General features: G+C 55.7%; 16 protein-coding genes. 13 read left to right on the top strand and 3 right to left on the bottom strand.

Annotated features, from left to right (window positions below; translation table 11 throughout):
• Positions 1-78: 78 nt before the first annotated feature.
• Both ABYP39_RS02375 and mnmC read right to left on the bottom strand, forming a co-directional pair.
• Positions 79-828, bottom strand: coding sequence for an SDR family NAD(P)-dependent oxidoreductase (locus ABYP39_RS02375; RefSeq protein ID WP_372765688.1), 750 nt, complete (start codon positions 826-828; stop codon positions 79-81).
• A gap of 65 nt (positions 829-893) precedes the next feature.
• Positions 894-2,897: a bifunctional tRNA (5-methylaminomethyl-2-thiouridine)(34)-methyltransferase MnmD/FAD-dependent 5-carboxymethylaminomethyl-2-thiouridine(34) oxidoreductase MnmC gene (gene mnmC, locus ABYP39_RS02380; protein WP_372780971.1), complete on the bottom strand. Its 2,004-nt coding sequence runs from the start codon at positions 2,895-2,897 to the stop codon at positions 894-896.
• Between the two features lie 56 nt (positions 2,898-2,953).
• Here mnmC and ABYP39_RS02385 point away from each other — a divergent pair, with 56 nt between their 5' ends.
• From ABYP39_RS02385 to ABYP39_RS02405, 5 genes are read left to right on the top strand one after another with little or no spacing between them, the layout of a single operon-like run.
• A complete protein-coding gene (locus ABYP39_RS02385) occupies positions 2,954-4,564 on the top strand; it encodes a peptide ABC transporter substrate-binding protein (RefSeq protein ID WP_372759420.1) in 1,611 nt (536 codons plus the stop codon).
• Positions 4,564-5,511, top strand: a complete 948-nt coding sequence (locus tag ABYP39_RS02390; protein ID WP_372764197.1) for an ABC transporter permease — start codon at positions 4,564-4,566, stop codon at positions 5,509-5,511. Before ABYP39_RS02385 ends, ABYP39_RS02390 begins: the two co-directional genes overlap by 1 nt.
• Positions 5,508-6,818, top strand: a complete 1,311-nt coding sequence (locus ABYP39_RS02395; RefSeq protein ID WP_372764199.1) for an ABC transporter permease subunit — start codon at positions 5,508-5,510, stop codon at positions 6,816-6,818. The genes ABYP39_RS02390 and ABYP39_RS02395 overlap by 4 nt, the downstream gene beginning before the upstream one ends.
• Entirely contained in the window at positions 6,815-7,786 is a 972-nt protein-coding gene (locus ABYP39_RS02400; RefSeq protein WP_372780973.1) for an ABC transporter ATP-binding protein, read from the top strand. The genes ABYP39_RS02395 and ABYP39_RS02400 overlap by 4 nt, the downstream gene beginning before the upstream one ends.
• Positions 7,783-8,691, top strand: a complete 909-nt coding sequence (locus tag ABYP39_RS02405; protein WP_372759653.1) for an ABC transporter ATP-binding protein — start codon at positions 7,783-7,785, stop codon at positions 8,689-8,691. The genes ABYP39_RS02400 and ABYP39_RS02405 overlap by 4 nt, the downstream gene beginning before the upstream one ends.
• Before the next feature lies 1 nt (position 8,692).
• On the opposite strand, the gene ABYP39_RS02410 is transcribed toward ABYP39_RS02405, so the two are convergent.
• Positions 8,693-9,664: a hypothetical protein gene (locus ABYP39_RS02410; RefSeq protein ID WP_372780975.1), complete on the bottom strand. Its 972-nt coding sequence runs from the start codon at positions 9,662-9,664 to the stop codon at positions 8,693-8,695.
• 633 nt (positions 9,665-10,297) lie between these two features.
• On the opposite strand from ABYP39_RS02410, the gene ABYP39_RS02415 reads away from it, so the two are divergent.
• From ABYP39_RS02415 to ABYP39_RS02450, 8 genes are all read left to right on the top strand, one after another.
• The gene (locus tag ABYP39_RS02415) at positions 10,298-11,995 is read left to right on the top strand and encodes an AMP-binding protein (RefSeq protein ID WP_372748887.1); all 1,698 of its coding nucleotides are present in this window, start codon (positions 10,298-10,300) and stop codon (positions 11,993-11,995) included.
• 62 nt (positions 11,996-12,057) lie between these two features.
• Positions 12,058-15,957 (top strand): ATP-dependent RNA helicase HrpA, encoded by a 3,900-nt coding sequence (gene hrpA / locus ABYP39_RS02420; RefSeq protein WP_372780977.1) that lies wholly within the window; start codon positions 12,058-12,060, stop codon positions 15,955-15,957.
• 201 nt (positions 15,958-16,158) lie between these two features.
• On the top strand, positions 16,159-16,650 hold the full coding sequence (locus ABYP39_RS02425) for a hypothetical protein (protein ID WP_372758162.1): 492 nt from the start codon (positions 16,159-16,161) through the stop codon (positions 16,648-16,650).
• A gap of 12 nt (positions 16,651-16,662) precedes the next feature.
• A complete protein-coding gene (locus ABYP39_RS02430) occupies positions 16,663-17,496 on the top strand; it encodes a DUF692 domain-containing protein (protein ID WP_372747274.1) in 834 nt (277 codons plus the stop codon).
• Positions 17,493-18,227: a DUF2063 domain-containing protein gene (locus tag ABYP39_RS02435; RefSeq protein ID WP_372747273.1), complete on the top strand. Its 735-nt coding sequence runs from the start codon at positions 17,493-17,495 to the stop codon at positions 18,225-18,227. The genes ABYP39_RS02430 and ABYP39_RS02435 overlap by 4 nt, the downstream gene beginning before the upstream one ends.
• A gap of 83 nt (positions 18,228-18,310) precedes the next feature.
• Complete coding sequence (locus ABYP39_RS02440) at positions 18,311-19,036, top strand: VacJ family lipoprotein (protein ID WP_372747272.1); 726 nt, start codon at positions 18,311-18,313, stop codon at positions 19,034-19,036.
• Positions 19,037-19,121: 85 nt separating this feature from the next.
• Positions 19,122-20,309, top strand: coding sequence for a PP2C family protein-serine/threonine phosphatase (locus ABYP39_RS02445; RefSeq protein ID WP_372747271.1), 1,188 nt, complete (start codon positions 19,122-19,124; stop codon positions 20,307-20,309).
• Positions 20,310-20,313: 4 nt separating this feature from the next.
• Positions 20,314-20,799, top strand: a complete 486-nt coding sequence (locus tag ABYP39_RS02450) for an STAS domain-containing protein (RefSeq protein WP_372747270.1) — start codon at positions 20,314-20,316, stop codon at positions 20,797-20,799.

Consider the following 20,799-nt stretch of genomic DNA (forward strand, 5'->3'; position numbering starts at 1 on the left):
GATGGTACAAACCGACCAGTTGGTCTGCAAGCTGTTTTGATCAAGATGACCAGTCTGTCATGTGTAGAAGGCAGTCGGTCACACTTTCATTGAAGGCTGGCTGCTCACCAGTTTAAAGACCCAGCCCGGGGGCAGCAGGTTCATCAGCCAGCGCACGATACGGCCTTCGCCAACCCAGACTTCTTCCGCGCCGGCGGCCAACCCTTTCAGGATGGCCGGCAGACAGTCGGCGGTACTCATTTTTTTTCGATTCAGCGCGCCTGTCATTGCCGTGTCTACAGTGGGCGGGAACACTTCAACTACGGTTGCTTTACCTTTAAGGTGCAGTCGCAGTATCTGGGTAAACGTGTGCAGGCCGGCTTTGCTGGCACTGTAGATCGGGGTGGGAGAGACCGGCACCACACCGCCCGGTGAGCCGATATTGATAATCACAGGGTTTGTGGTGTTGAGCAGCTGCGGCAGCATCGCCATCGTCAGTGTGATTGGGGCGGTTAAATTGGCATGCAATTCTGTGGTTGCTTGTATCGCGTCAAAGTCTTCGGGCTTACCCAGATGATAGTGATTGAGAATGGCGGCGTTGTTTATCAGCATGTTGACGTGGAGCTCGTCCGCCTGCAGTTTGCGACGCAGGGTCTCCACATCGTCGGCGTTGGTGATATCGCAGGGGTAAGCTTTGATCCGGCAATCGCGTTCAACGGTTTCGTTGAGCGGTTGCGGCCTGCGACCGCATATCACGACTTGATTATTCTCCGCCAGTGCCAGAGCGAGGGCTTGTCCAATGCCAGTACCACCGCCGGTAATCAGAATCGTATTGCCGCTTAGTTGCATTGCCAGATCCCTTTGCTGTCATTGTTTATCGTGCATATTCTCAGGCAGCCCTTCGCCGTGCGTGATTACGGTTTGGTTATGCCGCGGATGATATCGCGGATAAGAAAACGCGACGGTGACAGTGCGCGCAGCAATTCTCGCGGCAGCGGCGGTACTTCACCACAAATCTGGCTGGCAAGAATTTCTGCAGCCAGCGGTGTTGAGGTGAGGCCGCGCGAGCCATGGGCAACATTCAGATAGAGATTGACGTAGCAGGCTGGACTTTCGTCGATACGGCGCCGTGCGTTACTGCCCAGTGCGGCGAAACGCTGACGCTGGGTATGCGCATCGGGCGCAGGGCCGACGACAGGCAGGTAATCCGGACTGGTGCAGCGCAGGGCAGCGCGGCCGCCGCTAGGGCTGCCGCCAATCTTCAGTTCGGAAATTGCCGCGCGCAACTTCTCCAGATTGGTGTCGTGCTCTCGCGGGTCGATTGCCAGTGACTCTGAGTGTGTGTTGTAGCTGGCACCGATGACCAGCGTATCGTCAACTGGCGGTGCCAGATAGCCTTCATGGCAGATCACCGTTTTGGGGGTCGGCCGAATCGCGCTCGCGTCGAAATAGCTGAGCTGGCCACGCACCGGTTTGAGCGGCAGATGGGCACATTGGGTTAATTTTCGCGCTTCGTTGCTCGCAGCTATAACAACGTATGTTGCACTCTTTCCGCCTTGTGAGGTCTCGAGATGCCAGCCTCCTGCCTGCTGGTTCAGTGAATCAATCCGGGTATTGAGCTGGAGTGTGACGCCGGGACAGTTTAACAGCTGTCGGCAGAGTTCGACCGGACGCAACCAGCCGGCACCGGGATAGAATACGCCGGGCTGACGCAGTGGCGTGCCGGTGAGGGTGCTTGCTTCGGCGGCGTTCGGGAATCGGCACCATGTTTGATGCTGTCCGAACACGGTTTTGAGCTGCTGCCATTTGTCATCGTTGAGTAATTGAAAGACACCGCACAGTTCGCCCGGTAAGGCATCGCCGTATTGTCGGTAAAAGCGTAGGGCATGCAGAAAACTGCTGAGTGCAAAGCGATTCAGCAGACCGGCCTGGTGAGACAGCTTGGTATACAGGATTCCCTGAGGATTGCCAGAAGCACCAGCCGCCACTGAATCAGCCTGTTCGTAGACATCCACGGTAATGCCGCGTCGAGCGAGGGCATAAGCGGTGTGGGCGCCGGCCAGCCCGGCGCCAATGACCGCCACGCGCTCCGGTCGGTCAGTGGTCTTGGGGCTTACATGCCAGGCAGCGTTGTCCGGTGATTTGCCGGGCGCAAGGGGCTGACTGTCGTCGGCAAGCTCGCCGCGCAGCATTTCCCGTTTGCGGCCAAAGCCAGGCACCTTTTCCGCAGCGAAGCCGCGCGCCATCAACGCCCGTCGAACAAACCCGGCCGCGGTAAATGTGGCAAACGTTGTACCGCTATGACTCAGTGCGGCAACTTGATCAAACAGGGCTTCGGTCCACATGCCGGGGTTGGTGCCCGGCGCGAAACCGTCGAGAAACCAGGCATCAACGGTGGCGCCGCTGCGCAAAAACGCTGGATGGGAACTCGCCAGCAGTTCGCTGAAACCGGCTTGAGCATCGTCAAACACCAGATCGAGAATCACACTGCCGTGGTCGAACTGCAGTCGGTGATGCCCCCGTATCAGCGGTGGATACTGGGCGATCAGCTGGCGGGAATAGGGCGCCAGTTCGGGCCACTGCTGCAGGGCTTTTTCGAGATCCTGTCGCGCGATCGGATGCTTTTCCACGCTGACAAACTGTAGGGTTTTTGGCTGTGGGGCAGTGGCTTGTGTTTCACGCCAGAGTTGCCATGCCGCAAGAAAATTGAGGCCGGTACCAAATCCGGTTTCTGCGATGGCGAAGTACGGCTGACGCAGCGTACGCCAGCGCTGTTCAAGGTGGTTATTGTGAAGAAAGACGTGGCGGGTTTCGTCCAGACCATGTTCACGTGAATAGTAGACATCGCCGTAAGCGCTTGAGACTGGTACATTATCGTCTCCCCAGTCGATGCGGGCGGGTTCCAGAAAATAGGGCACGTTGGGTATGGGCTGCAAAAATTAAAGAGGCGGTATTGTAGCAACGCGAAATACGAATGCGAAACCAGCGAATTTTTAGGGGATGGCAATTTTTACTTGTCGTACTGCTCGCATCAGTCGGCCCGTTATGGGGCAAGGCGGTTGATGCCCAGCAGCAATCCATTACCCTCAGTTTGGCCACCGAGCCACCAACCCTCGACAGTACGCTGGCCACAGATCAGATTGGCAGTTTCCTGCTGTCTCACCTTATGGAAGGGCTTACCCAGTATGGCGCAGACGGGTCATTGGCCCCCGGCATTGCCGAGCGCTGGGAAGTGCGCGCGGATGGCGCCACCTTCTGGTTGCGCAGTGACGCGCGCTGGAGCGACGGCAAACTTGTTACCGCTCAGGATTTTGTTTACGCCTGGCAGCGGGCGGTAAAACCGGAAACGGCATCCCAGTATGCTTTCATACTTTTTCCCATCAAAAATGCCGAGGCAGTCAACCGTGGCGATATGCCGGAAGGCGCCCTAGGGGTAGAGGCTGCAGGCGCCCATCGGCTTGAGGTTCGCTTTGAACAGCCGTGCCCGTACTTCGATAAGCTCACAGCGTTTATGACCTACTATCCGGTTCGGCGCGATGTTGTTGAACAGTGGGGCAGAGCCTACGCTGCTGATGCCGACAAAATGATGTTTAACGGTCCGTTCGTGCTCAGCCGTTGGGTGCACGGTGCGCATTTGGAGCTGATCAAAAACCCGCGCTACTGGAATGCGGACGCAATAAGCCTGCAACGCATCAGCATGCCTTATATCACCACTGACCCGGGCACCCATTACAACCTGTTCAAGGATAACCGGATTGCCTTATCGCCACTGGATGCGAGCACCCTGCAGGATGCGGTGGGCCGCGGTTATGAGACCCACTTGTTTGAATTTGGCACGTTGTATTTTCTGGAACCCAATATGCGGCCGGGACGGCCCACCCGGAACCTGGCCCTGCGGCGCGCAATTCAGCACGTGTTGAAACCTTCGTTGCTTGTCCACAAGGTGTTGGGATTGCCTGGTATCAAGCCAGCTTACAGTCTGTTTCCCTCTACGATGCGTGCTGGCAGCGGCGTTTTCTCCGAACAGTTTCCGCCGCCCCAGGTCCATTACAGTCTGACAAAAGCCAGAGCCTACATGGCACAGGCTAAGCGCGAGCTGGGTGACATTCCACCCCTTACCCTGCTGGTTGGGGACAGCCCGCGGGCAGTCAATGAGGCCGAGTTCTATCAGTATGTACTCAAGCAGGCTCTGGGGCTGGAGACCAAGCTGGATCAGCAGACCTTCAAGCAGCGTATTGCGAAAATGCAGCAGGGTGATTTCGATATCGCTGCTGCTGGTTGGGGCCCGGATTTTGACGATCCGATCACTTTTGGTGATCTGTTCGCCTCCTGGAACGAAAATAATCGCGGGCGTTTTTCTGACAGTCGCTACGATGGCTGGGTGCGAACGGCGCAACAATCACTTGATCCGGATGTGCGCCTGGAGGCGTTTGACCAGATGCAGCACATCATTAACGAGCAGGTCGTGATTATCCCCACCTACGAAAACGTCGGGCTGTATGTGCAGCATCCGAAACTCATCGGCGTGCGTCGCTCTATCTTTGGCGGTGACCCGAATTACCGCTATGCCCGGGTGCTGAAGTAATGCTGCGTTATGTGCTCAAACGGCTGGCTTATGGCGTGGTAACCATCTGGTTTATAGCCACCGCAACCTTTTTTGCGATGCATGCAGTACCGGGCGATCCCTTTAACAGCGCCAAGGCGGCCACGCCTCAGCTGCGGGAAAACCTGCGGGCGCGCTACGGTTTGGACAAGCCAGTTGCACAGCAGTATGTGTTGTACCTAAAAAGCATGTTGCAGGGTGATTTCGGTATTTCTTTCACTCAGGAAAACCGGCGGGTGAACGACATTATTCGCGAGCACTTTCCCGTGTCGGCGCTGTTGGGGGTGTGCGCGCTGTTGATTGCAACTATCGGTGGTGTTTGCGGAGGCGCTGTGGCGGCCTACTGGCAAAACCGCTGGCCGGATCGCGCGCTGATGATCGCGGTGGTGTTGGCCATTTCCGTGCCGAGTTTCGTTATTGCGGCATTGGCTCAGCTCGGCATTGTGCAGTTGAACAGTGCGCTGGGTTACCCGCTGATTCCTGTGGCCGGTTGGGGCGGTGTCAGCCAGATCTGGGTGCCGGCACTGGTGCTGGGGTTGGGCACCATGGCGTACCTTGCGCGACTGATGCGCTCGTCCCTGCTAGCGGTGATGCAATCGGACTATGTGTTGACAGCGCGTGCCAAAGGGTTGAGCACGGGGCAGATATTCTGGCGCCACCAATTGCGCAATGCCATCTTGCCGGTGGTTACGGAGTTGGGGCCAACCATTGCCGCCATTACCACCGGTGGTTTTGTCGTGGAGCTGATTTTTGCGATACCGGGACTCGGGCGCTATTTCGTTCAGGCGGTTCAGCAGCTTGATTACACGGTTATTATGGGTACCACGGTTTTCTACGGTGCTTTTTTGGTGCTGGTGGTGGTTCTGGTGGATATTCTCTACGGCTGGATCGATCCCCGTATACGGCTACACGCGGAGGCGAGCTCATGAGCCGCTTTACGGCCGCCGATTTCGAGCCTTTGCCACCCCAGCCTGCCGCAGCCGCCGAAAGTTTTTCTGAAGCCCCCCCGTTGTGGAGGGTGTTGTTTGCAGATATTCGCGCCTGTCTTGCTTTGTTAGTTGTGGTGTCAGTATTGCTGGGTGCGTTTATGGGCCCGCTATTGTGGCCGCAAAGCCCTGCCACGCAGTGGCTGTCGCAGATATCCAGTGGCCCCACGCCAGCGCGCTCAGTGGAGCTGGTCGATGACGAAACTGTCTGGCGGGGACCGGCGCGGCCACCACATACGCTAGTAGTTCTTCAGGCTACAACGACGCAGGTCCGGCTTGGCTGGCCAGTGCTACCGGCGGCACACCGTTATCGGGTATATCGCAGCGACGGTGGCGTAGGGTTGGGGATTCCGCTGGCCGAGGTTAATCACCATTGGTATGTCGACCGTCTGCAGCTGCGGGAGCAGGACTATCGTTATGTGGTCGTACCGGTTACCGCTGCAGGTGACACATTGGAGCCGATGCAGGTTACTGCGGTTCCCACATTGACATTGGGGCGTTTTGAGGCTGAGTTGCTGGGGCTGCCAGTGGTTGAGAATCGCGTGGAGTTGCCGGCCCATCCACTGGGTACTGACGCACTGGGGCGCGATATGCTCGCGCGCGTGCTGCACGGCGCACGCACATCCATGCTGGTGGGCCTGTCGGCGCCCTTGTTGTTTATTACACTGGGCGCATTTTACGGTGCCGCAGCCGGTCTGCTCGGTGGCTGGGTAGACAATGTGCTGATGCGTTTTGCCGATTTTGTGGTGGCCTTGCCCTTCCTGCTGTTTATGATTCTGTTCCGCGTGGCGATGGGAATAGAATCCGGTGAAAGCGGGCTTTTCCCCATGGTGCTGGCAATGGTTCTGCTGAGCTGGCCGTCGGCCGCACGGCTAGTTCGCGGTCAGGTGTTGCAGTTACGCGGCAGTGCCTTTGTGTTATCGGCGCGGATGGCCGGTGCGGGCAATTTTTATCTGATACGCCGTCACTTGTTACCCAATGTTGTACCTCTACTGCTGGTGAGCCTGAGTTTTGCGATACCGCAGGCGATTTTTACCGAGGCACTGTTGTCGTTTATCGGCATGGGCGTGGTACCGCCAACGCCCTCCTGGGGCTCCATGTGCAATGAAGGCATTCGCAGCATGCTCACTCACCCTCACGAATTACTGGTGCCGGCGCTGGCAATCAGTATGACTGTGCTGGCCTTTAACATGCTGGGGGATGCGTTGCGCGACGCGATGGATGTACAGGTGCGAAGGGGCGAGCGATGAGTTTATTGGAAGTACGCGATCTGCATATCCGCATCGATGGTCACCATTTGGTTCGCGGTGTGGATCTGCAGATTGAACGTGGTGAATGTCTGGCCTTAGTCGGCGAATCAGGTTCCGGTAAGAGCCTGACTGCGCTGTCGTTAATGCAATTATTGCCGCGCCATGCACGCTGTGACTTTGAACGTTGGCAGTTTGACGGACAGTCGCTGCTGGGCACCACCGAAGCGCAATGGCGGCGACTGCGCGCCAGCCGTATTGGCATGGTTTTTCAGAATCCGATGACCGCACTAAACCCTACCATGCGGGTGGGTGACCAGATTGGCGAAGTGTTGCGGGAGCACAGTCGCTGTTCTGCGCGCGAAGCGCGGCGCCACGCGCTTGAGTTGCTGGAGCGTCTCGGTATCGTCAATGCGGCCAAGCGGGCGCGACAGTATCCCTTCGAATTGTCTGGCGGCATGTTGCAACGAGCGGTTATTGCCATGGCAGTGGCCTGTAAACCCGCGCTGTTGATTGCCGATGAGCCGACCACTGCGCTAGATGTTACGGTGCAGGCCGAGGTGCTGGCACTGTTGCGGGAATTGTGTCGTGACCAACATGTGGGCCTATTGTTGATTACCCATGATTTGGGCGTGGTTGAGGCGATGGCCGAACAGGTGGCGGTGATGTATGCCGGGCGGATTGTTGAGGCAGGTCCCTGTCAGGCAGTGTTGAGCGAACCCGCCCATCCCTACACCCGCGCTTTGCAGCAAGCGATGCCGCGTCTCGATGACAGGCGCGATTCGCTGTTGGCAATCAGCGGCACGCCGCCAGATTTATCTCAGCAGCTTAATGGCTGTGCGTTCACGCCGCGCTGCGAACGCGCTATGCAAATCTGTCCAGTCCGGCAGCCAGCGGTATATGCGCCGAGCAAGGCGAGACGCTGTGAGTGTTGGCTTTGGGAGCCCCAAGCGCAGGGGGCAGGTCGATGAGTCAACTGTTGCAGATCGACAATCTCAGCTGCCGATTTGGTGAAACGGTGGCGGTGGATCAGGTGAGCCTGTCTTTGGGCGCCGGTGAAGTATTGGGGCTGGTGGGCGAAAGCGGGTCGGGTAAATCGACCTTGGGCCGCGCGGTGTGTGGTTTGGTCAGCCCGGCAGCAGGTCGTATTGTCCTGGCTGGAGAAGTGTTGCCGCGTCACTTTAGTGCCCGCGATTTCCGGCGGCAGGCTGCGCGTGTTCAGATGGTGTTTCAGGATGCCTACAGTGCGATGAATCCGCGCATGAATGTGCTCAACAGCCTGATAGAGCCCTTGCAGTTGCAAGGTAAGCACCGGGGGCAGGAGCGCACATGTGCGATGCAGTGGCTGGAGCGAATTGGTTTGCCGCGTCGTTTCGCCGGTCGATATCCGCACGAGTTATCGGGCGGTCAGCGCCAGCGTCTGGGCATTGCGCGAGCGTTTATCACATCGCCCCAGCTGGTGATTTGTGATGAGCCAGTGTCAGCGCTCGACGTGTCCGTTCAGGCCCAGATTATCAATCTGCTGCATGAACTGCAGCGCGATACCGGTGTGGCAATGATATTTATCGCACACGATCTGGCGGTAGTCAGCCATCTGGCCAATCGCACGCTGGTGATGTATCACGGGAGGTTGGTGGAAGAGGGCGATGCGGCTCTATTTACAAGCCCTCAACATCCCTATACCCAGGCTTTGATTGCAGCAAATCCTGCTGCGGGCAAGGCTCTGGCGAATTCGGGGAGTCTGCGCCCCCCTGCGGCGACGGGGTGCGCCTACCGGTTGCGTTGCCCAAAGGCCATTAATGATTGTGGACAGCATAGGCCCGTGGTAGAGGAAAAGTCGGGAGGCCGGCGAGTTGCCTGCCTCCGGCTAGACTAACTCAGGGGTCGAGTGCGCTAGGGTAGCAGACAATCTTGGGCGAGTTACGGTCGCTGGCGTCCATCAGAATCACCAGTTCCTGGCCGGCAAAATCGGCAGGCATATCAATGTTCCAGCGCGAGAACGATACCCGAATCCGGTTCTCACCTTCATGCAATACCGCAGTGGCGCGGTATTGGTAATTGCCTAGTCCTTTGAAGCGGTGGCTATTTTTCTCGGCTTCTTTACCGTCGACAAAATGCCGCACATTCAAAATCTTGTTGCTGCGGATTTTCAGGCTGTCGCCACCGATACGCAATTGCAGGTTTGCCAGTTCGGTTAATACTTGCGCTTTGTTGGTCAGTAGTACAAAGCCCTTATCCAGCTCAACGGGTTCAGCAAGTGCTGCCGTTTTGGCCGGTGCAGTGTTTTGATGCTGCGGGCCAGCGGGGGCAGGTGCTGGTTGCGGTGCGTCAGCCTGTTGTGTGGCTTTACTTTCGTTACGCGCCTGGGCAGCCGCTGCCCGTCGAGCGGCTTCTGCCTGTTCGCGTTCGCGGGCTCGCTGCACTGCGACCTGTTGCTCCAGTCGCGGGATGCGCTCGGCAATCGTATCGAGTTCGCGTCGAACAGCAATCAATTCGGTTTCCACTGCATCCTGGCGGGCCTCCAGCTTGCGCAATTCTTCGCTGCCGGAGCGGTATTTGCGTTCTGCAAGATGGAGTTTGAATTCGGCGTTGCGAAGACGGCTCTTGTTGGTGGAGGTGGGCTCGGCTTCGTAAGTTTCACTGGCCTCCTCGAAGATCGCGACAGCTTCTTCGTAGGCGGTTTTTTCGGGACCATCTGCTGGTTCGGTGTTGGCCATCGTCTCACTGAGATCTTGAGACTCTTGCCGCAGTTGCTGCATTTTGCCCAGCAGGGCACTTTGGCGAGATTCCAGTTTGGCCAGTTCCTGTGCAGCTCCCTGAGCGAGTGTGTGTCCAGAAAACAGACACACAAGGGTCAGGCACGCAGCGCTGAGGCGAACTAAATAGCTGAAAGTCATAAGTGAGGTGGAAGCTCTACAGTTAAAAAGTGCAATAAAGTCCAGAAATCTGGTGATTCTTTCTTAAAATTAAGTATCCGGGCACGGTTTGTGCGTGTATGGCGCCGCCAGATAGCGGCAAATTGTACAGATTTCGGCGCCAGCGTCAAAATTGTTACGTCTTTCTTACCCGATCGTAATTTCGGGGTCTGAAAGATCGCTAAGCTCGATTTTTGAATGCAGGCAGTGACTTGAGGCGTATCGCCCGTTGTGCTCGCTATATAAAGCCTGCGGGCTATTGGGCGAGGGCCCTTCGCCGGAGTGATAGGTGGTGATCGAGTCTGGTCAGTGGTGGAGCGGCGGGGAATGGATTGGCTGAGGGTGTGTTGTTTCGAGAGCCTGATCTGGCCGCTTCGAGTGCAAGATTTTAGTGCGGCGTCGGGGTGTATTTCCATTGATCGGATGAATAGCGGATATAGCTGATCTAATCCTGTGGGCCCGCGTTGACAGGGCCTGTAAACACGGTTAGTTTCACGAGGATTTATAATCCCGCGCCGCTTTTCCTGCGGGCGATAACAAAGTCTTAGTCAAGTCTGAGGAAGGAACGTGTCAGAACAAGCCATATCTGTAAGTGAGGCGATTGCTGCCGGTCAAAAGCGTGCCGGCGTGCCGGAAACCATAAATCCGGATCAGTTTAAAAACCTGGTTGAGTTATTTGATTTCTGCATCAAAAGCTACCGCGACCGCGATGCGGTAACCAGCGTCGGCCATACTCTGACCTACGGCCAACTGGAAGAGCAATCTGCGGCGTTAGGCGCCTACCTTCAACAAAAGACGGATTTGCAACCGGGCGATCGCGTAGCGATACAGATGCCCAACATCATTCAGTACCCTGTCACTTTGTTTGCTGTACTGCGAGCAGGCTTTGTGGTGGTGAATACCAATCCGTTGTACAGCCCACGGGAAATCAAGCACCAGTTGAATGACTCTGGTGCGAAAGCCCTGATCCTGCTCGCCAACGTGGGGGAAGCCGCAGCCGAAGTTCTGTCCGAGACACCCGTTAAGACGGTGATCATGACCGAGATTGCGGATCTGCACCCGCCGTTGAAAGGTCGGCTGATCAATTTTGCCGCCAAGCATGTCAAGAAAATGATCCCCGAATACTCCATGCCGGGCACCATTCCTTTCCGCAAGGCGATTGCTCAGGGGCGTAAACTGAAACTGAAGGTTGCTGATCCTGCAGCAAACGATGTGGCATTGCTGCAATACACCGGCGGTACCACCGGGGTTTCCAAGGGAGCAATGATTTCCCATCGCAACCTCATAGCCAATGTGCTGCAGGCTGCCAGTATTTTTGATACCTACGGGTTTAAAGAGGGCCCTCAAACCTTTATCGGTCCGCTGCCGCTCTATCATATTTATTCATTTACTCTTGGCTTTATTGTGATGATGCAGGGTAACCATACCGTGCTGATTCCTAATCCGCGTGATATGGACGCTTTCATCAAGGAGATGAAAAAGTGGAAATTCAGCGGCATGAGCGGGCTCAATACCCTGTTCGTTGGCCTGATGAAGCATCCGGAGTTCAAGGAAATCGATTTCTCAGAGCTTAAAATGACGCTGTCTGGCGGCATGGCACTGACTTCTGCGGCGGCCAAAAACTGGCATGAGATGACTGGTTGCGAAATCTATGAGGGCTACGGTCTAACCGAAACCTCTCCTGTGGTGTCAACCAATCCGGGTGGCGCCAACCAGATTGGCTGCATTGGTGTGCCGGTGCCGAACACTGAAATCAAGATTGTTGGTGACGATGGCTCGGCGCAACCAGTGGGAGAGCGCGGTGAGCTGTGTGTTCGTGGCCCGCAGGTCATGCTGGGTTACTGGCAGCGCGATGATGAAACCGCCAAAATGATCGATGAAGACGGTTGGCTGCACACCGGTGACGTGGCTGTCGTGCAGGCAGATGGTTACATGAAGATTGTTGACCGGATGAAAGACATGATTCTGGTGTCCGGTTTCAACGTGTACCCGAATGAAATTGAAGATGTGGTCTGCAGCCACCCAGAAGTGGCGGAATGCGCCGCGATCGGCGTGCCGGATGACAAATCAGGTGAAGTGGTCAAGATCTTCGTAGTGGGCAAAAACGGCGCGGTGAATGAAGATTCCCTTAAGGCCCACCTGCGTGAACAGTTGACTGGCTACAAAATTCCTAAGTACATCGAGCAGCGCGAAGAACTGCCCAAATCCAATGTGGGCAAAGTTTTACGTCGCGAATTGCGCGATGAGGAATTAAAATCGGCCTGATCGATTTCTCCGCAATGTTGTAGAGAAACGCCCTGCGGGGCGTTTTTTCGTTTTGGATGGGTATGAAAGAGGAAAGCCTCGACACGTCATGGCTGGCTGAGTGCTGCAGCGGTGATTGGCCGAAATTACAAAAACTGGCTCGGGATCTGGCGCGCCGCCAGCAGCTGGGAAAGCCCTGCGATCGGTTGCAGCAGCGTCTCGACGCGGTGCTTGAATCATCGCGCCAGCGCTATGCACAGCGACGTGCCGCGGTGCCCGCTATTCATTACCCGGATCTGCCGGTAGCGCGAGAGATAGGTCGGCTCAGAGAGGCTTTTGATCAGAACCAGGTTATTATTGTCGCCGGCGAAACCGGTTCGGGCAAAACGACCCAGTTACCCAAGCTCTGTCTCGAGGCGGGTCGTGGCGTACGCGGCCTGATTGGCCACACTCAACCCCGGCGTCTCGCCGCGCGCACCGTTGCCCAACGGATTGCCAGTGAGCTGAAAACTGAGTTGGGCGCGTCGGTAGGCTTTCAGGTGCGTTTTCAGGACCAGGTTTCCGCACTCAGTCATATCAAATTGATGACCGACGGTATTCTGCTGGCAGAAATACAAAATGACCCGCTGCTGTACCGCTACGATACCCTGATTATTGATGAGGCCCACGAGCGCAGTCTCAACATCGATTTTTTACTGGGCTATCTAAAGCTGCTGCTACCCAAACGCACAGATCTCAAGGTGGTCATTACGTCGGCCACGATTGATGTAGAGCGTTTTTCCCGACATTTCGATAATGCGCCGGTGATTGAAGTTTCGGGGCGGACCTACCCGGTGGAAACCCGTTATCGGCCGCTGGAGGAATTGAGCCCGGAGCTGGATCAGGCAGAAGCCATAGAACAGGCCTTATGGGAGTTGCATGACGAGGGTGGTCGTCAGCAGGGAGACGTGCTGGTCTTTCTCAGTGGTGAGCGGGAGATTCGTGCGGCTGCGCTGCAGCTGCGCAAATCATCCCTGTTGGGTTTGGAAGTTTTGCCACTCTACGCGCGCCTTAGCGGCAGTGAGCAGCAACGTATTTTCGACGAGGGGTCGCGGCGTGGGTGGCGCGTGGTGCTCGCGACCAATGTGGCGGAAACCTCGCTGACAGTGCCTGGCATTCGCTATGTGATCGACACCGGTACCGCCCGGATCAGTCGTTACAGCTATCGCAGTAAAGTACAACGCCTTCCGATTGAACCGATTTCTCAAGCCAGCGCCAATCAGCGAGCAGGTCGCTGCGGCCGGATAGCGCCGGGTGTCTGTGTGCGCTTGTATTCGCAAGAGGATTTCAACGCTCGCCCCGAATTCACTGAACCGGAAATCCAGCGAACCAATCTTGCATCGGTCATTCTGCAGATGCTGAATATGCGGCTGGGTGGTATTGAAAAGTTTCCCTTTGTCGACGCACCTGATCGCCGTTTTATCAACGATGGGTACAAGTTGTTGGAGGAGCTCGGCGCAGTTGAATCGGGCGAGCTTACCGGACTCGGGCGAAAGCTGGTGCGATTACCGGTTGATCCGCGGATGGCGCGCATCCTGGAAGCCGCCAGTGCGTCGGGCTGCCTTAGCGAAGCGCTGATCATCGTCAGCGCCCTGAGTATTCAGGACCCGCGGGAGCGGCCTGCGGACAAGCAGCAGGCTGCTGACGAAAAACACCGTCGTTTCGCGGACAAGGAGTCAGACTTTGTCGCCTTCGTGAATCTCTGGAATTATCTGGAAGAACAACGCCAGGCGCTTTCCGGGAACCAGTTCCGCAAGCTGTGTCAGCGAGAATTTATAGCCTTTACGCGTGCACAGGAATGGCGAGAGCTGCACTGGCAACTCAAGTTGTTGTGTCGTGAAAACGGTTGGAAACTGAACGCGGAGCCGGCTGACTACCTTTCGTTGCACAGGGCCTTACTAGCAGGTTTCCTCAGCCATGTGGCTAAAAAAGATGAAGAGCATCTCTATTTGGGTACCCGTAACCGCAAAATGCGTATCTTTCCGGGTTCAGCCTTATTCCGAAAAAATCCAGCCTGGATTGTGGCTGCAGAACTGGCAGAAACCACCCAACTTTATGCCCGCTGCGTTGCGAAAATTGATCCGCAGTGGATTTTAGGAATCAACGACGCGGTACTGAAATACCAATACTTCGAACCACACTGGCAGGCGCGTGCGGGTCGCGTTTCTGCATTCCAGCAAACCAGTCTATACGGTTTGGTCATTCAGGATCGAAAACGCATCAACTACAGTGTTATAGACCCGGCTCTGTCGCGCGAGATATTGATTCGCAGCGCACTGGTGGAAGGCCAGTACCGCGGCAAGGCGACGTTCTTTCACCATAATAAGCGCGTAATTGCCGAGGTTCTTGCTTTGGAAAGCAAGCTGCGTCGCCGCGATTTGCTGCTCAGTGACGATGGTCTCTTCGCCTTATATGATGCGCGGTTACCAGCGGACATCGTCAGCAGTCGCCATCTGGAGAGCTGGCTGAAGCAAGCTTCAGAAGCCGAGCGCAGTAGTCTGAATATGTCGGCAAATGATGTGTTGGCTGTGTCAACGGATCAGCAGACGGTCGACCAGTTTCCTGATACCTGGCGCTGGCAGGAATTGCGTCTTCCGTTGAAATATAGATTTGAGCCAGGGCATGAGGCCGACGGTGTCAGTCTGGATATCCCGTTGGTATTGCTCAACCGCGTGCCGGATCATCTGCCGGAATGGTTGGTGCCGGGGCTGTTGCAGGAAAAATGCGTGGCCTTGGTGAAAGCGCTGCCGAAGCAGTGGCGCAAGAAATTCATGCCCATACCGGTTACGGTGGGCAAGGCGTTAGCGGCGATGCAGGCGGACGATCGTCCCCTGAGTCTGGCACTTGGCGAGGCGATCAAGCGCGTTACCGGTGAGGACATTCCTTCATCACTGTGGAGTGCTGAGCCGCTGGATGCCTATTATCAAATGAACTTCAGGGTGCTGGGTGACAATGGTCAGCTTCTCGCGCAGGGGCGCGATTTGCACGCCCTGAAAAGCCGCTTCTCCGATCAGGCTACAGCCAGTTTGCAAGCCAAAGGCTCTGTAGACTTTGAATCGCAACGGGCAAGCAGTTGGCAGTTTGATTCCTTGCCCACCTCCCGACGCATCCGTCAGGCTGGCGCTGAAGTAACCGTGTATCCAGCGCTGGTAGATCGTGGCGATAGTGTAGAAAGCCGCCTACTGGATACGGCTGTGGAAGCCGAAATATCGAGTCGTCAGGCGGTGGTGCGGTTATTAATGCTGGGTTTGGCAAAACAATTAAAGCCGCTGCGCGATCGCATGCTTAAATCCAATGCCGCGCAGTTGCAGTTTGCGGCGTTGAAAGTGCAGCGCCGCGATTGGCTTGAGGCCTTGCTGGAAGCGGCGGTTGAGCAGGCGTATTTACAGGGACAACCATTGCCGCGCTCTAAAGAAGACTATGATCAGCTGCTGGCGCGAGGCCGCAGTGAGTTATTGCCTGCGGTTGAGCTCAGAGAGGCGCTGGCGGAGTCGATATTGGCAGGTGCAGCGGCGGTGCAGCGCCAACTGAAATCGCTGACCCAGCTGACCTGGATTGAAACGGTAGCGGATGTTCGTGCTCAACTTGACGGGTTGTTGTTCCCGCGTTTCCTTCGGCTGTTGCCACTTGACAGGTTACAGCACTATCCGCGTTATCTAACAGCGCTGGAGTGGCGCCTCGATAAGCTGGAAGGCCAATATCAACGCGAGCGTCAGCTAAACATCACATTGAAGACGGTTACCGAGCCTTTGTGGCAGCAAACAACACCGGAGCAATTGGCGCAGGGCCCTGAAGACGCGCCGCTTAATACCTATCGCTGGTTGTTGGAAGAGTTTAGGGTGTCTTTATATGCCCAGAAGTTGGGCACAGACAGTCCTGTATCCGAAAAACGTCTGAAAACCCTGTGGCGTGACATTCAGGCGGCACAGGCTCCCCGGGTATGATGTCAAGTTGCCAGGGTTCGTTCGTGTCTGGGGGAGTAATTACTGCTTGACGGCGTCGTTACATTTGCCCATAACAACAGGGTTAAGGCCGGACACCTTCGGGACCTTGTTGTGTACATTGATGAAATTTTGATGCCGGGTTGTAACATCTGCCGGTGTGCTGCATCCAAGTAGCGTAATACCTTTTAGGAGAGTAATTCCATGGCGAAACTAAGCAAAAAACCTCTGGCAGCCGCATTGAGTGCAGCTTTTCTGGCGAGTACCGGCAGCGCCGTTGTCAGTGCCGAAACTAACCCCTTTGCTGCGAACCACTTAAGCGCGGGTTACGATCTTGCTTCTTACGGCAAGCATGCGGAAGGCAAGTGTGGAGAGGGCAAATGTGGCGAAGGTAAGTGTGGCGCCAAGTCGAAAGCCAAGGCTGAAGGCAAGTGCGGTGAAGGTAAATGCGGCGAAGGCAAATGCGGAGCCGAGTCTAAAGCCAAAGCGAAAGCTGAGGGCAAATGTGGTGAAGGCAAGTGTGGCGAAGGCAAATGCGGCGCTGAGTCTAAAGCCAAAGCTGAAGGCAAATGCGGTGAAGGTAAGTGTGGCGCCAGCTCTAAAGCCAAAGAGGGTAAGTGTGGCGAAGGTAAGTGTGGTGCCAGCTCTAAAGCTAAAGAGGGCAAATGTGGCGAAGGTAAGTGCGGTAGCCACTAAGCGGAGCGTTCCGTGGCTGATGTAAAAGCCGGCCTGGGTTTGCGGCGCGCCATAAGTGGCGCGCTAAAAGCCATCGCGCCCGGGGATGTCGATTTTATGGAAGTGGCGCCCGAGAACTGGATGCACCTCGGTGGGCGCTTGCGCAAGGATTTTGACTACTTCGCTGATCGCTATCCCATCTATCTTCACGGCCTGTCACTCAATATAGGTGGCGTTGCGCCATTAGATCGCGAGTTGCTGCTTTCAATTCGCGAATTCATGCGCGACTACCAGTGCCCTTTGTATACCGAACACCTGACCTATTGTGCTGATGAAGGTCAGCTCTACGATCTGATGCCGATCCCTTTTACTGAAGCTGCGGTACGCCATGTGTCGGATCGGGTGAAGGAAGTTCAGGATGTATTGGGTCAGCAGATTGCCTTGGAAAATGCGTCCTATTACGCCGCACCGGGGCAGGAAATGTCGGAGAGCGACTTTATTCGCGCAGTCTTGGAAAGTGCCGACTGTAAATTGCTGCTGGACGTAAATAATATTTACGTTAATAGCATTAACCATCGCTATGATCCCCTCGTATTTATGGATGCATTGCCGCTGGAGCGTGCCTGTTACCTGCATATTGCAGGACACTACGAGGAGGCAGAAGATCTTCGTGTGGACACCCACGGGGCCGATGTCATTGAGCCGGTATGGGCCTTGCTGGATGCCGCATACGATAGGCTGGGCGTGTTGCCCACGCTGGTGGAAAGGGATTTTAACTTTCCACCCATGGCCGAGCTGCTGGGCGAAGTGGCGCGTGTTAGGGCAGCACAGCGGCGTGTACAAGCCCCTGTGGAAGCGACCCCATGACGACGTTCCAGCAGCTACAGGGCGATCTAACCCGTCACATTCGTGACCCTGAGCGCCATGCCGGCCCCTCCGGGATTGAGGGGCGGCGGCTCAAGATATACCGGGAATTGTTTTACAACAATATCGAAGGGTTCCTGAGTAGTGGCTTTCCCGTGTTGCGGTCGATCTTCAGCGATGAGGCTTGGCATGCCATGGTGCGGGATTTCATGCGTAGTCACTTGTGTCGTAGCCCCTATTTTCTTGAGATCAGTGAAGAGTTTCTTGCCTATCTTGAGCACGAGCGAGGGGAGCGTCCGGGTGATCCGCCCTTTATGCAGGAGCTGGCCCACTATGAGTGGGTGGAACTGGCACTTGATGTGGCTCCAGATGACGATTTGGCTGCTTGCTGTGACGATGTTCTGGCCGGATTGCCGGCAGTGTCATCGCTGGCTTGGCCGCTGGCTTACCGCTTTCCCGTGCATCAGCTCGGCCCGGCTTTTCAGCCCGATCAGCCGCCAATCCAGCCGACCTATCTGGTGGTTTATCGTACGCCGGATGACGACGTGGAATTTATGGAAATTAATGCTGTGACGTTTCGTCTGCTGGCGCTGTTGCAGGAAGGGTCGGCAAGCTCAGGCGCAGAGGTACTGCAGCAACTGGCGGTTGAGATGAGTCATCCGGATCCCGGGCAATTGCTCCATTTTGGCGCAGATTTGATGGCGCAGTTACAGGCTGCGTCTATTCTGCGCTGATTCCCGGCGGGAATCCGCTGGATTTAGCATCCAAACCGCTATATCGTTGCGTATCAATAATAAATCTGGCGATTCTATCTGGAATGTTCATCCGTTTATCCCCACTGAAAGCCCTCTTAGCTGTTTTATTGGCCGTGCTTACCGGTTGTGCGAGTCAGCCTGAAAATCCAGATCCCTGGGAGGGGATGAATCGTCAGGTTTTCGCCTTTAACGAGGTGGCAGACAAGTATGTTGCCAAACCCATTGCCAAGGGCTATCAGGCGGTATTGCCGAGTTTTGCTGAAACCGGAATAGACAATATGTTCAACAACCTTCACGAGTTGCTGAATATCGTTGCTGATCTGGGTCAGTTCAAGTTTAAGGCGGCGGCCACCGACGCTACCCGCTTTGTGGTGAACAGCACCGTCGGTGTCGCTGGCTTCTTTGAGGTCGCGGCCCATATCGGCTTGCCCCGGCGCACCGAAGATTTTGGCCAGACCCTGGGTTACTGGGGGGTTGGGCCCGGTCCGTATGTCGTACTGCCGATTCTCGGCCCCTCCACTGTGCGCGACGCGGGCGCCGCGGTCATCGACGCTCAGGTCGATGCAGTCAGCCAGGTTGATCATGTGCGCACACGCAATCAACTGCGTTTTCTGGATTTGGTGAACACACGCGCTAACCTGCTGAAAACTGAAAGCCTGCTATCCGGTGACCGCTACACGTTTATGCGAGACGCTTATCTGCAGCGACGCGAATATTTGATAAGCGATGGTGCGCCAGTGGAAGATAGTTTTGGCGAGGAAGAATTCGAGGAATGGGACGACTTCTAGTGGGTAGCTCCGGCCGGGGCAGTGCGCGCCAGCAGTCTATACTGAGTTATGAAGTCAGATTTGACGAGGTTATAAGTAGCCAACAATGGCCACTGCCAAATGTGCTAAACGGCTGATTATCATTCAGCGAGCCGATGCCCAACGTGACGAGTTGCAGGCGGCGCTCGAACGTCAAGGCTATGAGGTTGACGCCTACGGTAGCGGTGAAGAGGGCGTCCAGGCCTTTATGGAAAATACCGTGTCGGCTGTTCTGCTGGACCTGTATGTCAGCGATAACGGGCGCGGTATTTTGGAAATCCTCACTAGCGATAGACGCGAGATTCCGGTTATCGTTATTTCCCGGCGCCGGCTGATGGCTGACGTTGTTGAGGCTCTGCGCAAAGGGGCCTGCGACTACCTGATGATTACCAGCAACATTGGTGATGACAAGCTGCTGGGGCACGCCATGGAACGGGCCATGCAGCAGGGTGCGCTGCGGCGTGAAAACCGCGAATATCGGGATAAACTGGAAGCCGCGAACCGCGAGTTGCTGGAAAGCTTGAGTCACCTTAAGAAGGATCAGCAGGCGGGGCGCCATATCCAGCTTAAAATGCTGCCGGAAACGCCCAAAATTATTGGTAACTACCGTTTTCACCAGCATATTCTTCCCTCGCTCTATCTCAGTGGCGATTTCATCGACTATTTTATTGTAGGGGATCGCTATGCGGTCTTTTTCGTGGCCGATGTGTCGGGCCACGGCGCCAGTTCCGCCTTTGTTACCGTGATGTTGAAAAACCTGTTCGCCCGCAAGCGCAGTGATTTTCACCACCGCCACAACAGCGCGATCCTGTCGCCTGCGCATATGCTGGACAAGGCAAACCGTGAGTTGCTGGGTATGGAGATCGACAAGCACGTGACCATGTGTGTCGGGGTGATTGATCTTCACAGTGACGAACTTTGCTACAGTATCGCCGGGCACTTGCCAGCGCCAATCATCAGTGTCGACGGTGTGGCGCGTTATCTGGAAGGTCACGACCTGCCGGTGGGCCTGTTTCCGGAGGTCACCTATTCAGAACACCGCATGGCGCTGCCGCCCAAGGCTGTTCTCACCTTGTTCTCGGATGGTATATTAGAGGTGTTAAACCCTAAGGGGGTTATCGCCAAAGAGCAGTATCTGCTTGAGGCGCTTGAGGACGGCCCGCAGACGGCCGATGATGTGGTTAACACCTTCAAACTGGATACCATCGAGGAAGCTCCCGATGATATTGCAGTGCTGGTAGTGTCGCGAGTTTAGACCTATGCAACCAGGTAGAATCATGGTTGCTGAACATCACGGATCAAATGTTATCAAGCTGGTGGGCGATGTACGCCTGACCCTGTGCAATGTGCTTGATGACTATTTTGAAGAAATGTTCAGCAGCACCGATTTTTCCAGCGTGATTGTCGACCTGACGGAAGCCGACAACGTGGACAGTACTACGCTGGGGCTTTTGGCTAAACTGGCGCTGATGACCCGTAATCGGTTTAACTTTGTGCCGGTTATACTCTCCACGAATCCCGATATTACCCGTGTATTGCAAAGCATGGGTTTTGACCGCGTTTTCAAAATTCGTCAGCACCCGCTGAGCACAGACCAGGATTTGGGTGAATTGCCCCAGGTTGAGGGCTCAGAAGGGCAGGTGAAACAGAAAGTGCTGGAGGCCCACCGTGTGTTGATGGGCCTGAACGACACTAATAAAGCCCGCTTTCGAGAGCTTGTCAGTATGTTGGAAAAAAAGTACTGA

Source organism: Litorivivens sp. (assembly GCF_041625495.1).
Taxonomy (GTDB): Bacteria; Pseudomonadota; Gammaproteobacteria; order Pseudomonadales; family Spongiibacteraceae; genus Litorivivens.